The sequence below is a fragment of the Colwellia ponticola genome (genome assembly GCF_005885605.1).
GTDB classification, from domain to species: domain Bacteria; phylum Pseudomonadota; class Gammaproteobacteria; order Enterobacterales; family Alteromonadaceae; genus Colwellia; species Colwellia ponticola.
In genome coordinates this window covers 83568-98510 of sequence record NZ_SZVP01000009.1, presented here as the reverse complement: position 1 = coordinate 98510, position 14943 = coordinate 83568, and the positions used below count along the sequence as shown (strand labels likewise).

14 protein-coding genes are annotated in these 14943 nt (G+C 38.2%); all 14 read left to right on the top strand.

Annotation, left to right across the window (positions count from 1 at the left end; genetic code table 11):
• Positions 1 to 80: 80 nt before the first annotated feature.
• The 14 genes from flhA (at position 81) to FCS21_RS10560 (ending at position 14843) form a co-directional block, all read left to right on the top strand.
• On the top strand, positions 81 to 2183 hold the full coding sequence (gene flhA, locus FCS21_RS10625; RefSeq protein ID WP_138623179.1) for a flagellar biosynthesis protein FlhA: 2103 nt from the start codon (positions 81 to 83) through the stop codon (positions 2181 to 2183).
• A gap of 59 nt (positions 2184 to 2242) precedes the next feature.
• Complete coding sequence (gene flhF / locus FCS21_RS10620) at positions 2243 to 3808, top strand: flagellar biosynthesis GTPase FlhF (protein WP_138623177.1); 1566 nt, start codon at positions 2243 to 2245, stop codon at positions 3806 to 3808.
• Between the two features lie 46 nt (positions 3809 to 3854).
• Entirely contained in the window at positions 3855 to 4697 is an 843-nt protein-coding gene (locus tag FCS21_RS10615; protein ID WP_138623175.1) for a MinD/ParA family ATP-binding protein, read from the top strand.
• A 51-nt stretch (positions 4698 to 4748) separates the two neighbouring features.
• Positions 4749 to 5468 (top strand): RNA polymerase sigma factor FliA, encoded by a 720-nt coding sequence (locus FCS21_RS10610; RefSeq protein WP_138623174.1) that lies wholly within the window; start codon positions 4749 to 4751, stop codon positions 5466 to 5468.
• Positions 5469 to 5631: 163 nt separating this feature from the next.
• A complete protein-coding gene (gene cheY, locus FCS21_RS10605; RefSeq protein WP_118056182.1) occupies positions 5632 to 6015 on the top strand; it encodes a chemotaxis response regulator CheY in 384 nt (127 codons plus the stop codon).
• 75 nt (positions 6016 to 6090) lie between these two features.
• On the top strand, positions 6091 to 6834 hold the full coding sequence (locus FCS21_RS10600) for a protein phosphatase CheZ (RefSeq protein WP_138623172.1): 744 nt from the start codon (positions 6091 to 6093) through the stop codon (positions 6832 to 6834).
• A 13-nt stretch (positions 6835 to 6847) separates the two neighbouring features.
• A complete protein-coding gene (locus FCS21_RS10595) occupies positions 6848 to 9010 on the top strand; it encodes a chemotaxis protein CheA (protein ID WP_138623170.1) in 2163 nt (720 codons plus the stop codon).
• Between the two features lie 136 nt (positions 9011 to 9146).
• Entirely contained in the window at positions 9147 to 10274 is a 1128-nt protein-coding gene (locus FCS21_RS10590) for a protein-glutamate methylesterase/protein-glutamine glutaminase (RefSeq protein ID WP_138623168.1), read from the top strand.
• On the top strand, positions 10267 to 11013 hold the full coding sequence (locus FCS21_RS10585; RefSeq protein WP_138623166.1) for a flagellar motor protein: 747 nt from the start codon (positions 10267 to 10269) through the stop codon (positions 11011 to 11013). Before FCS21_RS10590 ends, FCS21_RS10585 begins: the two co-directional genes overlap by 8 nt.
• Entirely contained in the window at positions 11010 to 12047 is a 1038-nt protein-coding gene (locus FCS21_RS10580; protein ID WP_138623164.1) for a flagellar motor protein MotB, read from the top strand. Before FCS21_RS10585 ends, FCS21_RS10580 begins: the two co-directional genes overlap by 4 nt.
• A gap of 46 nt (positions 12048 to 12093) precedes the next feature.
• A complete protein-coding gene (locus FCS21_RS10575) occupies positions 12094 to 12885 on the top strand; it encodes a ParA family protein (protein WP_138623162.1) in 792 nt (263 codons plus the stop codon).
• Entirely contained in the window at positions 12882 to 13631 is a 750-nt protein-coding gene (locus FCS21_RS10570; protein WP_246047169.1) for a chemotaxis protein CheW, read from the top strand. The genes FCS21_RS10575 and FCS21_RS10570 overlap by 4 nt, the downstream gene beginning before the upstream one ends.
• A gap of 57 nt (positions 13632 to 13688) precedes the next feature.
• Positions 13689 to 14183, top strand: a complete 495-nt coding sequence (locus FCS21_RS10565) for a chemotaxis protein CheW (protein ID WP_138623159.1) — start codon at positions 13689 to 13691, stop codon at positions 14181 to 14183.
• A 192-nt stretch (positions 14184 to 14375) separates the two neighbouring features.
• The gene (locus tag FCS21_RS10560; protein ID WP_138623157.1) at positions 14376 to 14843 is read left to right on the top strand and encodes a DUF2802 domain-containing protein; all 468 of its coding nucleotides are present in this window, start codon (positions 14376 to 14378) and stop codon (positions 14841 to 14843) included.
• Positions 14844 to 14943 lie beyond the last annotated feature (100 nt).

Here is a 14943-nt window from a genome sequence, read left to right as displayed (position 1 = left end):
CAAGCATTAGTGCTAACTATTCCTTTTGGTATAGTAATTGCTAAATCAGGGTACTGTCAAAAAAACGTCATGAAGTAGTAATGCAATTACCCGCTTATTTTAATAAATTCGATAAATCACACTTACGCCACCTCACTGGCTTAGGTACCCCTATCTTAGTGATGGCCGCCTTAGGGATGATTATTTTACCCATGCCTGCATGGTTGTTAGATATTTTATTTTCTTTCAATATAGCCCTTTCCCTTGTGGTATTACTTATTACCGTTTATACCTTAAAACCGCTTGATTTTGGCTCTTTTCCTGCCGTGTTATTAGTAGCGACTATTTTAAGGTTAGCACTAAATGTCGCCAGTACCCGTGTGGTTTTACTTGAAGGTCACGAAGGTCCTGAAGCAGCAGGTAAGGTTATTGAAGCGTTTGGCTCTGTCGTCATTGGCGGTAACTATGCCGTTGGTTTAGTGGTATTTCTTATCTTAATTATTATCAACTTTGTTGTGGTAACAAAAGGTGCAGGGCGAATCGCCGAAGTAACAGCTCGCTTTACCTTAGATGCTATGCCAGGTAAACAAATGGCAATTGATGCCGATTTAAATGCTGGTTTTATTACCCAAGAGCAAGCGAAAGAGCGACGCACTGAAGTGACTAGCGAAGCCGATTTTTATGGCTCGATGGACGGTGCCAGTAAATTTGTTAAAGGTGATGCGATTGCCGGTATTCTAATTTTATTTATTAATATTATTGGTGGTTTAATTATAGGTATGGTGCAACATGATTTATCATTTGAACGCGCTGTTGAAATATATACCTTATTGACCATTGGTGATGGGCTAGTTGCGCAAATACCTGGCTTATTATTATCAATTGGTACTGCTATTGTTGTTACACGCCAAAATACTTCACAAGATATGGGCGAGCAAGTTAGTAGTCAACTCGGTCAAGAGCGGTCACTTTATATTGCCGCGGGTGTTATGTTTATAATGGGCGTTATCCCCGGTATGCCACACTTTGTATTTTTACTGTTTGCAGCCGTTATTGCCGGCAGTGCTTTTATCGGTGCAAGAAACAAAGTGAATAAAACTAACGAGTTAGCTCAAATAGCCCAAGATGAACAAATTCAACATCAACAAAAAGAAGATGAAGTAAAAGAACTTGGCTGGGACGATGTTAACCATGTTGATGTCATAGGATTAGAAATTGGCTATCGTTTAATCCCTTTGGTAGATAAAGCTCAAGGTGGTGAGTTACTGAGTCGTATTAAAGGCGTACGTAAAAAGCTTTCACAAGAGTTTGGTTTTTTAGTACCAGCAGTGCATATTCGAGATAATTTAGATTTAGACCCGAATAGCTATCAAATATCACTGATGGGCGTTGTTATAGGTAGTGCTCAGATTAGACATGATCAAGAGTTAGCGATTAACCCTGGGCAAGTATTTGGTCAACTTGATGGCGTACCGACGAAAGACCCTGCTTTTGGCCTTGAAGCAACGTGGATTAATCAAAATCAACGTGAACAAGCACAAACCTTAGGTTATACCGTCGTTGATTCTGCAACGGTACTTGCGACACATTTAAGTCAGGTATTAACTAATAATGCTGCGCAACTATTGGGTCATGAGGAGGTGCAAAACCTATTGGACCTACTTGCTAAAAATTACCCTAAATTGGTTGAGGGCTTTGTGCCAGATATATTACCCCTTGGCACTGTGGTTAAAGTATTACAAAGTTTGATGAATGAAGGTGTTGCAGTGCGTGATATGCGCTCGATAGTACAAACTCTGGTAGAGTATGGGCCTAAAAGCCAAGACGCTGAAATTCTTACTGCAGCAGTACGTATTAGCTTGCGTAAGTTTATTGTGCAAGATCTTGTTGGCGGTGCTCAAGAAGTGCCTGTCATAACTTTGGCTCCTGAGTTGGAACAAATGTTGCATCAATCAATGCAAATGGCAGGAGATGATGGCGCCGGTATTGAACCAGGTTTAGCAGAGCGTTTACAAAAATCATTAACTGACGGAGCTAATCAGCAAGAAATGGCTGGTGATACACCAATATTATTAACATCAGGTATATTACGTCACGTATTGGCTAAGTTTGTTAAATACACTATTCCAAGTTTACGTGTTATTTCCTATCAAGAAATACCTGATGATAAGCAAATTAAAATCGTTAGTGCTATTGGGCAGTAACTGTTAATTGAAAGTATAGGGTACATGGCTGTAACTTATAACAAAAATAGAGGCTGGATATGAAAATTAGACGTTTTGTTGCCAAAGATATGCGTACAGCATTAGCACTTATAAAAGAAGAACTTGGCGTTGATGCGGTTATTATGTCCAATAAAAAGATCCCTGAAGGTGTCGAGTTAATGGCCGCTGTTGATTACAATCAAGCCGTGCCTGCAGCCAAAGAAAACAGGGCACGTGATATGGCACAAGATCGTGGGCAAAACGCGACAGCAACCACAGCTCAAACGGCTCAATCAAGATTTGATAGCGCTCATGAGCGAGAGGTAAGTAATGATGTTGTTAGTCTTGGCCAGCAAACACAAGCTTATTCAGCTCCAATGAATGATACGAATAATGTCACGGCGCCAGCTGATAGTTTGTCGGCACTACTTAATCGTCAAGTCCAACAAGTACCTCCCCATCAAGTACCTGTTCAACAAGCGCCACAACAGCACCCTGAGCATTTAGCTGAGGTAAGTATCGAGCAGCAGTTAAAGGATTTTACCGATAGGTTAAGCCATTCAGCTGCTGACGCATCGAGTAATGTAGCTAATGAACAGCATGATAGTGACGATATCACGGCTAATATAACGCATAATATCTCCTCTTCAAATTCGTTCGCTACAAATGCTAATGGCGATGCTCCAGTTTCATCACAAGACTTTGCTAGAATGCAACAAGAGATGTCTTCTATTCGTTCTTTGTTAGAACATCAAGTTTCTGGACTCATGTGGCAAGATATGGCACAAAAAGATCCGCAACGGGCAGTGTTAGTTAATCGTTTATTGGCATTAGGTTTAACCGAACAGATTGCTGATCAAATAGCAGGTTATGTACCTGAACAAGCTGATGGCAAACAAGCTTGGCAACAAGCAACACAACTGATTGCTCAACAAATTAATACAACGCAAAATGACATAATTAATCGTGGCGGCGTTGTCGCTCTAGTAGGGCCTACAGGGGTAGGAAAAACCACTACTATTGCAAAGCTGGCTGCAGGTTTTTCACAAGTACATGGTAGCGATCAAATCGCACTTATTTCAACAGACACCTTTCGTATCGCAGGCTTTGAGCAGTTAGCAACCTATGGTAAAATTATTGGCTGTCAAGTAAGTCTGGCTAAAGATAGCCAAGCACTCGATGTGTTATTACAACAATACGCCAAGAAAAAGCTCATATTAATTGATACTGCAGGTATGGGGCAGCGTGATATTCGTTTAGCCGAACAACTGACTGCCTTAGTGTCCAATGTTCGTGTAAGAATTAGAAGTTATTTAGTGTTAGCTGCTAACGCCCAGCAAGGTGTTATGCAAGAAAATGTAGATCGCTTTAAAAAAGTCCCCTTGTCTGGTTGTATCTATACTAAACTTGATGAAAGTATTAGTATTGGTGAAATAATTACCACATCAATTCAAAATGGCTTACCAATAGGTTATCTTACTGATGGGCAAAGGGTTCCTGAAGATATTAAGGTTGCAAATGCTGAGAAATTAGTTATTCTTGCAGATAAGATGGCAACTAAGTCAATCAATAACAATACACGTGTTTCACGACCTATGCCTGTAGCATCTGCTGCAACCGCATAAAATGTCACCTAATAGCTAAATAGATACAATTAGAAGTAATCAATCAATGATAGATCAAGCGAGCGGCTTAAGAAAAATGCAAGACTTACAACAAGTAAAGGTAGTAGCTGTTTCTGGCGGTAAAGGTGGTGTTGGTAAAACCAATACTTCATTAAATACAGCTATTGCTTTAGGGCAACAAGGCAAACGTGTGTTAGTGCTCGATGCTGATTTAGGCCTTGCTAATGTTGATGTCATGTTGGGGTTAAGAGTTAAGCGTAACCTTTCTCATGTCTTATCAGGTGAATGTGAGCTTGATGATATTATTATTGATGGACCTGCTGGTATTAAGATAATTCCTGCAACGTCAGGCTCTCAATCTATGGTCGACTTAACGCCCTCTGAACATGCGGGTCTTATTCGAGCTTTTAGTGAAATGCGTACCCCGTTTGATGTGATGATTGTCGATACTGCTGCTGGTATTTCTGATATGGTTTTGAGTTTTACCCGTGCTGCTCAAGATGTGATTTTAGTGGTGTGTGATGAGCCTACCTCTATTACCGATTGTTATGCACTAATGAAATTGTTAAGTCGTGATCACGGTGTATTCAAGTTTAAAGTGGTTGCTAATATGGTACGTAGTCCTAAAGAGGGACAGCAATTATTTGCTAAACTAACTAAAGTCACCGATAGGTTTTTAGAAGTAGCACTAGAGCTAGTGGCTGTCATTCCCTTTGATGAAAATGTTAGAAAAGCGGTTCGTAAACAAAAAGTTGTCGTTGAGGCTTATCCTCAGTCTCCTGCCTCCTTAGCTTATGTTGACCTAGCAAGAAAAGTTAGTCAATGGCCTATCCCTAAACAAGCTTCGGGACATTTAGAGTTTTTTATTGAGCAGTTACTCGCCAATTAACAGCACAAACTAACTGACCAGTTTAGTATGACTTAGTGAGAGTAATATTACGTGGTAAAAGCTAACAGCTATAATAATCAAATAGATAAAAACGCTTTGCTTGAACAACAAACTGTTTTAGTTAAACGTATTGCTTATCACCTTTTAGCAAGACTACCAGCAAGCGTACAAGTAGATGACCTAATACAATCAGGTATGATTGGTTTATTTGAAGCAGCAAATAATTTTGATAATAGCAAAGGTGCTAGCTTTGAAACATTTGCTGGTATTCGAATACGTGGCGCTATGTTAGATGAAATGCGCCGTGGCGATTGGACGCCTCGTTCTGTTCATAAAAATAGCCGTATGATAAGTGCCGCTATAAAAGAACTTGAGGGGGAACTTGGTCGAGAGGTGTCTGATATTGAGGTCGCTGAAAAGCTCAATATTTCCCTTCATGACTATCATCAAATATTAAGTGAAGTAAGTAGCGGGAAAATACTGGGTATTGATGACCTAGGTATCGATGAAGATGCTATTAAATTCAGTGATGATTGTCTTGAAAATGATCCATATCAAAGTATAGAGCATAATGCTTTTAAAAAAGGCCTAGCACAGTGCATTAAGGCTTTACCCGAGAGAGAAGCTCTTGTACTGTCTTTATATTATGATGAGGAGCTCAATTTACGTGAAATAGGGCAAGTACTCGACGTTAGTGAATCTCGAGTAAGTCAAATCCATAGCCAAGCAATGCATCGCTTAAAAGCACGTATGCAATCTTGGCAAAATTAGCTAAACTGATAAAATATTAGTAGTAGTATTAGCGAAAAATCAATACTGTTAGTAATGCTTTAATTAAAAATAGCCTAAGCTAATGAAAAAATAAACGCCCTGTAGGGTAAAATAATAAATAGACAGAAAACTAATTAATTTTGAATGTTTGCCGGAGGGTGCCTTGGATAAAAATATGAAAGTGCTGGTTGTTGATGATTTCTCAACAATGAGACGTATAGTGAAAAACTTGTTACGCGATTTAGGGTTTACCAACATTCAAGAAGCTGATGATGGCAGTACCGCTTTACCTATGCTACAAGGCGGTGATTTTGATTTTGTAGTCACTGACTGGAATATGCCTGGTATGCAGGGTATTGATTTACTTAAAGCAATCCGAGCTGATGCTAAGTTATCACATATACCTGTGTTACTTATTACAGCAGAAGCTAAAAAAGAGCAAATCGTGATGGCTGCCCAAGCAGGAGTAAATGGTTATATTGTTAAGCCTTTTACTGCCGCAACGTTAAAAAATAAGTTAGATAAAATTTTTGAACGCTTAGCTTAAATGTAGATGTCTTAACTAACTAAGGTATTTGTTAGTTAAGTAAGATGTTGATAAGTATTCTATTAAGGACTTTCCATGAGTATACCTATGACAGGTCGCATCTCATTAGAGCAAGCAAAATTATTAGTTGAATTGTTAGAGTCTGGGCAGCAAGCACAAGCTGATGCTGTTTTTGCTGAGATTCAAAGTCCAATTAATTCAGAGCTATTTGCTGAAATTGGTAAATTAACTCGCCAACTTCATGACTCGTTAACTAACTTTCAACTAGATTCTAGGTTAAATGACTTAGCGACTGCTGATATCCCAGATGCCAAAGAGCGGTTAAACTATGTTATTACTAGAACAGAAGAAGCCGCAAACAAAACCATGGATGCAGTTGAGGCAATTTTTCCTGTCGTTGACACCATTGCTGGACAAGTAGCTGCCGTTAATCCTTCATGGACTAAATTAATGAATAATGAATTAGATTTAAAAGAGTTTAAATCATTATGTCTTGATATTGACACCTTGTTAAAAAATACTGGTAAAGAAACACATAATATTCATCGTTTAATGACCGATGTATTAATGGCACAAGATTTTCAAGATTTAACTGGTCAGGTTATTCGAAAAGTAATTGATTTAGTTATAGAAGTTGAAGACAGTTTAATCAATATGTTAACAGCTTTTGGTATATCTGCAGACAGCGCGCAAGCACAAGTCAATCCTAAAGTAGGTGAAAACCTTGTTGAAGGACCGATTGTTAATGCCGCTAAAAGAGATGATGTAGTAGAAGATCAAGATGATGTTGATGATCTTTTATCAAGTTTAGGATTTTAATGGGAGTTACTGCATGTCTTTTGAAGCAGATGAAGAAATTTTACAGGACTTTTTAGTTGAAGCGGGTGAAATCTTAGAGTCACTTTCAGAGGAGCTAGTCGAGCTCGAAAATGACGTAGATAATGCTGAATTATTAAATTCAATCTTTCGTGGTTTTCATACCGTTAAAGGCGGAGCTGGTTTCTTAGCCCTAGGCCATCTAGTTGACGTTTGTCATGGCGCTGAAAATATATTTGACTTATTACGTACCGGTAAGCGTTCAGTTAATGCTGAGCTGATGGATACTATTTTATCCGCACTAGATACTGTCAATGATATGTTTGTCTTGGTGCAAAATAAAGAGCCTCTAGAGCCTGCGGACGCTACTTTACTGGCTGAGCTTGCTCGACTAAGTAAGCCTGAAGGTGCAACGACAGTAAAAACTGATGAGTATACTGCCCCTGCAGAAGTGATTGAACCATCAAATACGATACCTGAAGTGAGTAGTCATGAAGATGCTAGTTCAAGTGATGAAATGAGTGAAGATGAGTTTGAACGATTACTAGACGAGTTACATGGATCTAGTAATGCTGGAGCAACCGCTAGTGTTGGTAACACTACTGATGCCTCAATTGATACTAGTAGCAGTGAGACGAGTGATGAAATTTCAGATGACGAATTTGAGTCATTATTAGATGAACTGCATGGCCAAGGTGCTTTTTCAGCACATGCTTCGGGGAGCGCTAATAGTGAAAGTAACTCAAGTGATGATATTGATGACCTTGAATTTGAAAAGTTATTAGATGAACTTCATGGTAAAGGTAATGCGCCAAAAACGACAGCTCACCAGAACAATAATAGCGATGTAACTGTTGATAATAAAGTACAGGCAACGCCAGAAATACCTAAAATGGCAGAGCCAAAACCCATTTCTATAAAAGCGCCAGAAGCTGCTGCACCGGCAAAAGCGACTATAAAAAAAGCGCCTCCGGCTGCTGCCCCTCAAGCAGAAACAACCGTTCGTGTTGATACTAAACGCCTTGATCAAATAATGAATATGGTAGGTGAATTAGTGCTGGTGAGGAACCGTCTTACGAGTTTGGGGCTTGTTTCTGATGATGAAGACTTAACTAAAGCGGTTACTAATTTAGATGCAGTAACTACCGACCTTCAAGGTGCTGTTATGCAAACGCGCATGCAGCCTATTAAAAAGGTTTTTGGTCGCTTCCCTCGCGTAGTACGTGATTTAGCGCGTAGCTTACAAAAAGAAATCGCGTTAATCTTAGAAGGTGAAGAAACAGATTTAGATAAAAACTTAGTAGAAGCGTTAGCCGATCCTCTAGTACATTTGGTGAGAAACTCGGTAGATCATGGTATCGAAGCTCCCGATGTGCGAGAAGCAATGGGTAAGCCTAGAGAAGGTACAGTGCTACTTTCAGCCTCACAAGAAGGTGACCATATACTGCTAACCATCAAAGATGATGGCGCGGGTATGGATGCAGAAAAATTAAAAAGTATTGCAATAGAACGAGGTGTACTTGATATTGACTCTGCAGCTCGTATGCCTGATAAAGAAGCCTATAGCCTTATTTTTGCCCCTGGTTTTTCAACTAAAACTGAAATTTCAGAAGTGTCTGGGCGTGGTGTTGGCATGGACGTAGTCAAAACTAAGATCACTCAGTTAAATGGTACAGTTAGTATTGATTCTGAGTTAGGGGTGGGCACAATACTTGAGATAAAAGTGCCATTAACATTAGCTATTTTACCCACGTTGATGGTTGTTGTTGGTAAGCAAACTTTTGCGTTACCGTTGGCCTCTGTTAATGAAATATTTCATTTAGACTTATCGAATACTAATAATGTCGATGGCCAGTTAACTATCATTGTTCGAGAAAAAGCTATTCCATTGTTTTATTTAGATAAATGGTTAATACGTAATTTTGTCAAAAAATCGGATAATAAAGGGCATGTCGTCATAGTACAGCTTGGCAATCAACAAGTAGGTTTTGTTGTTGATAGCTTAATAGGGCAAGAAGAAGTGGTCATAAAACCACTTGATAGATTATTACACGGCACACCAGGTATGGCTGGTGCAACGATTACCAGTGATGGTGGTATTGCTTTGATTTTAGATATTGCCAATATGTTAAAGTTTTATGCAAAAAAATCGCCCGTTAACATGAAGTTACGAAATTAATGTTGTTAACTATTAAAGCTGATAATACCTATTTATAAGTAATGATGTTGCACTAAAAATGTTTAAGCGTAGTACACTTTGTGTATTAAAATTATGATGTTATAGCGTTTATTTAAAGCGTTATCAGAGAGGTTAAATGGCCTACAAAGTACTTGTTGTTGATGATTCGAGTTTTTTTAGACGTCGAGTCACTGACATTCTTAATAAAGATCCAAAGTTAGATGTGATTGATGTAGCTGTTAATGGACAAGAGGCCGTTGAAAAAGCCATTTTGTTAAAACCTGACATTATCACTATGGATATTGAGATGCCTGTGTTAAACGGAATTGACGCAGTGAAGCAAATTATGGCGAAATCTCCTACGGCAATATTGATGTTTTCCTCTTTAACACATCAAGGGGCTAACGCAACCATTGAAGCGCTTGAAGCGGGCGCTGTAGATTTTTTACCGAAAAAATTTAGTGAAATAGCACAAAATAGTGACGAAGCGGGTAGCTTACTACGTCAACGCGTTATTGAAATAGCGCGAAAGCCAGGCTTTATTAAATCAAGAACCACGGTGCGCCCCTTACCTTCAAACTCAATATTAGCAAAGGAAAGGTTGACTAGTAATACTAGTAAAATTACTCCATCCTCTGCATCTATAACGAAAGAAAAAAGAGTACTTACTCGTAGTTCAGGCAAAGAATATAAGCTTATGGCTATTGGTACCTCAACAGGCGGCCCTGTAGCACTGCAAAATATACTCGTTCAACTTGAACAGAATTTTCCCTTACCTATTATCATCGTTCAGCACATGCCCGCTGCTTTTACCGCGGCTTTTGCTAGTCGTTTAAATACCCTTTGTAAAATAACAGTCAAAGAAGCTGAAAATGGCGATGTGCTCAAACCTGGCCATGCTTATTTAGCACCCGGCGGACGCCAAATGCTTATTACTGGTAGTGAATCATCAGCAAAAATTAAAATTTTAGATGATGATTCTCCCAAAATCACTTTTAAGCCGAGTGTCGATATTAGTTTTGGTTCAGCTGCCAAAACATTTGGCGGGAAAGTACTTGCTGTCATACTGACCGGTATGGGGTCTGATGGTAAAGAGGGCGCTAGAATGTTAAAGGCGAAAGGTGCAAGTGTTTGGTCGCAAGATGAACAATCATGTGTTGTCTATGGCATGCCTCAAGCTATTGATAAAGCAGGCTTATCAGATTTATCTGTACCATTAGATATGATGGCGGCTTCTATGGTTAAGGAAGTAAGCCGTGGATAAATTGAGTTTGGCAGGGCTATTTGTTGCTATTTTTGCCGTTTACGCAGGCTTCGCCCTTGATGGCGGTCACCTTTCGGCTTTATTTGAACTGCCAGCTTTTATCATTGTCGTTGGCGGCACTTTAGGTGCGGTTATGTTGCAATCGTCAATGGTACAGTTTCGCCATGCTATTTCTCTACTTAAGTGGGTGATTTATCCTCCAAAATATGACATGGATCGAGGCATTAATGAAATGGTATCGTGGGCTACTAAAGCTAGAGAGTCAGGCTATTTAGCGCTAGAAGATACCGCACTAGAAATTGAAGATACTTACACCCAAAAAGGTTTGAATTTATTAGTAGACGGTGTTGAACTTGACCATTTTAGAGACGCGTTGGAATTAGATTTAGATATTTATCGAGAGCATAATTTACGCTCTGCTAATGTATACGAAGCAATGGGGGGTTATAGCCCAACGATTGGTATATTAGGTGCGGTACTGGGGTTGATTCATGCGATGAGTAACTTAACAGAACCCGCTTTGTTAGGGCAGGGTATAGCAACGGCTTTCATTGCTACTATTTATGGGGTTGGTTTTGCTAACTTACTGTATTTACCCATAGCCAATAAAATCAGAACCATTGTTCATCACCAAACAATGTATCGTGAAATGGTCTGTGAGGGTTTAGTCTCAATTGCTCATGGTGAAAACCCGCATGCTATTGAAAATAAATTGTCGGCATTTAGGTTAAGACAATGAACCGTCAGCGTAAAAGAAGACACACGATAGAGCATGATAATGTTCATCGTTGGCTTGTCTCTTATGCTGATTATATGACGTTAATGTTTGCTTTGTTTGTTGTGCTATATGCGATGGCTATGGTAAATGAAAAGCCTTTTGAAAGTATTACTGAGTCTTTTGGACGAGTGTTTCAAGCTTACGAAGATAAGACTAAAAATCGTGGTCATGGTGATAGTGTTTTAATGGTTAATACCAGTAAAACTAATAAAAAATTGTATGGTAATGGAATTTTAGAGGTTGCAGGTCCTGAACTGCTAGATAATGAAAAGAGTCTTTCTAATATTTCTGATGCGCAAGTGGGCAGTAACCTTAGTTCACTAGAGCAAGAGTTACAGACGGCGCTATTTGATCTGATTGAATCAGGTTTTGCACAATTACAAGTTGATGGTGACTGGTTAGAAATAGAACTAAATAGTGGTTTGCTATTTCCTAGTGGTTCTTCTTCGGCAACCTTATCAGCTGAGAGGGTTATTACAACCATTTATCAGGTTATTGGTCAGGTAAATAACTATATTCGGGTGCGAGGTTATACGGATAATCAAACAATAAACAATGAAATTTATTCCTCAAACTGGGAGTTGTCAATTTTTAGAGCAACGGCTATTTTGAGAGTTTTAGAAAACTTAGGTTTAAACCCTGCCCGTATGGCTATCGAAGGCTATGGTCAATATTATCCAAGCGCGACTAACTTAACCGAGCAAGGTAGAGCTAAAAATAGAAAAGTTGTTGTTGCTATTTCTAAATATGGTTTAGCAAAAGAAAATCAGTTGGTGACTCCTACAATAGATTTAAAAAAAATAACGACAATGACCGAAGATAGTATTGAACAAGATGAAAGTGTTGAGCAGACAAACAATATTAAGGTTCTACAATTAGATAATGGTGGTATTCGTATTACAACCAGAGATAATAATGAGGCAAGCGAATTACCGTCAGAGACTGCCCCCTTAATCAACAAACAACGTAATGATATAGAGCCAAAAGACCAATAAGATAGGTCGCTTAGCAACTTAATTAAAAAGTAAGTGAGTAATATCCTTGATAGTGTGGACTGTAGCAAACCAAAAAGGTGGTGTTGGTAAAACCACCACAACTATTGCTCTGGCTGGGGTATTAGCCGAGCAAGGTCATAGAGTCTTATTAATTGATACAGATCCCCATGCTTCATTAAGTTACTATTTTGGTATTGAATCAGAAGATTTAGACCTTAGTGTTTATGATTTATTCACCCAAGTTTCATCACAAGAGCAAATTTTACAAAGTCTATGCCCAACTAAGTACCCTAATATTGATATACTACCTGCAACCATGGGACTTGCTACACTTGATCGCTCTTTAGGAACGAAAGGCGGTATGGGCTTAGTCTTAAAAAAAGCTATTCACACCTTAACAGACAGTTATGATTATGTGTTGATTGACTGTCCGCCTGTGTTAGGTGTACTTATGGTCAATGCTTTAGCTGCAGCAGATCATATAGTAATACCCGTACAAACAGAGTTTTTAGCCCTTAAAGGCTTAGACCGTATGATTAAAACAATAGAGATTATGCAAGGAGAGCAAAAATCTTCTTTTAAGTATACTATAGTGCCAACTATGTTTGATAAACGAACTAAAGCTTCAATTTTGGCCTTTAAAAAGCTGCAAGAAGTCTATACTGATAATATATGGCCAGGGGTGATCCCTATTGATACTAATTTGAGAAATGCGAGTTCAGCTCAGAAAGTCCCTTCAGATTACGCCGCTAATTCTCGAGGAACACTAGCTTATAAAAGCCTTTTAAACTTCTTAATCAAACACAAAATAAGCATAATGAGGTTGAACCCCACATGAGTAAATCATTAACCGCTAGTAATCGTTTAATGAAAAATTATTTGTCAGAGTTATTAACAGACCCTAACAAACCAGAAGTATTATTAGAGCAAAAAATTAATAGCAGTACTACTAAACCATTAGCACATAAAGATAATCAGTCGTTAGAGCAGCTATTAAAAACAGTTAATAAGCCTAAAGAGAGTGTGATTAATCCAAGTAATAAAGAAGGCCGGGGCGGTATTGATTTATTACCTATTGCTAGTGATAAAAGTGGTACTGAACTGACTGATAAGAAGAATAAAAATTATCGTAAAGGTGATTTTCAAGTGATGTTTTTTGATGTCGCAGGTTTAATTATTGCAGTACCTTTAATTGAGTTAGGCGGTATTTATAAAGTAGGTAAAACGACTAAGTTAATGGGCAAACCCAATTGGTTTAAAGGCGTTATGATTCATCGGGATGAAAAGATTAATGTCGTGGATACCGCGTTATGGGTTATGCCTGAAAAATGTGACGAAAAATTAAAAGAATCATTAAACTATCAATATATTATTATGCTAAATGATAGTTCTTGGGGGCTTATGGCTGAAAACTTAATCGATACGGTTATATTATCTCAAGATGAAGTTAAATGGCTAGATAGTAATAATAAACGACCTTGGTTAGCGGGGTTAGTTAAAAAGAAAATGTGTGCATTGCTTGATGTAACTGCTTTGATTCAATTGTTGGATAAAGGTAATGATATTTCTCAAGTAAGGTCCTAAATTATTATTGTCTAGGTAATCGACAATGCAAAGGGTGTAATTTAAGAGGCGAAGAATATGTCTAATATGAGACGAAGTGCAAGTGATAAAGTTGAAGCAAATGATGAAGTGTTGCAGTGGGTAACCTTTAAACTAGAAAATGAAACCTATGGTATTAATGTGATGCAAGTACAAGAGGTTTTGCGTTACAGTGAAATAGCTCCAGTACCTGGCGCACCACTTTATGTACTTGGTATCATTAATTTACGCGGCAATGTCGTAACGGTTATAGATACGCGCTCTCGTTTTGGTTTAGAGCCCTGTGATATCACTGATAACACGCGCGTTGTTGTTATTGAATCAGAAAAACAAGTGATCGGTATCCTTGTTGATAGTGTTGCTGAAGTTGTTTATTTGAAATCATCAGAGATTGATGTTGCGCCAAACGTTGGTAACGAAGAAAGCGCCCAGTTTATTCAGGGGGTGTCTAATCGTGAAGGCGAATTACTTATTTTAGTCGACTTAGATAAGTTACTGTCTGATGATGAATGGGATGAGCTTAAACAGTTTTAAGTTAAACCTACACTGTTTAAATCTGAACTATGTTAATTTAATAATGGATAATATAATCGTTATTAAATGAACATAGTACTGCTATCTCTTACTCGCTGTAATTTTTAAAAAGTCTGTAATTACAGGCTTTTTTATTTTTATATATGGGTAATAATACATAGGTGTATTTAGTTTTATTCAAGGCAAATTTTTATGTCACTATTAGCTGTTCCTATGGTTGCCGTATTGGCACTATTTCTGGTCTTATTTATCAGTAGTATCTTATTTTTCTATATGAGTAGGCTAAAAAATAAAATAAAAATACTTAACATGGAAATACAAAGTATTTCTTTACAAGTTAATGAGTTAACTGCGTCAAACCATAAGATGCAACAAGCATATCAAGTGATGGCAGACAATAACGAACAGTTAACCACTGAAAATATACAAGTATCAAAGCAGTTAGAGCACCGTATTAAGTTGTTGCAGCAGCAGCAGGTTGAGCAACAACAGTTACTAACACAATGGCAAGAAAGCCAAGGACAGGATAAGTTTTATAGTAGGGCTTTTAAGTTGGCAGAAAAAGGCGCTGATATTGAAGAGATTATAAGTGAGTGTGAATTACCACGGGCAGAAGTTGAAATGTTATTGTCAGTTTATCAACAACGCGTGCGCTCTTAGTACAGATTTTATCAGTTTGATGTAATGCAGATAATCAATCACAGGCAGTCGTTATGATACTCAATAAAAATTAGCCCCATATCCACTAAAACCTTATTCA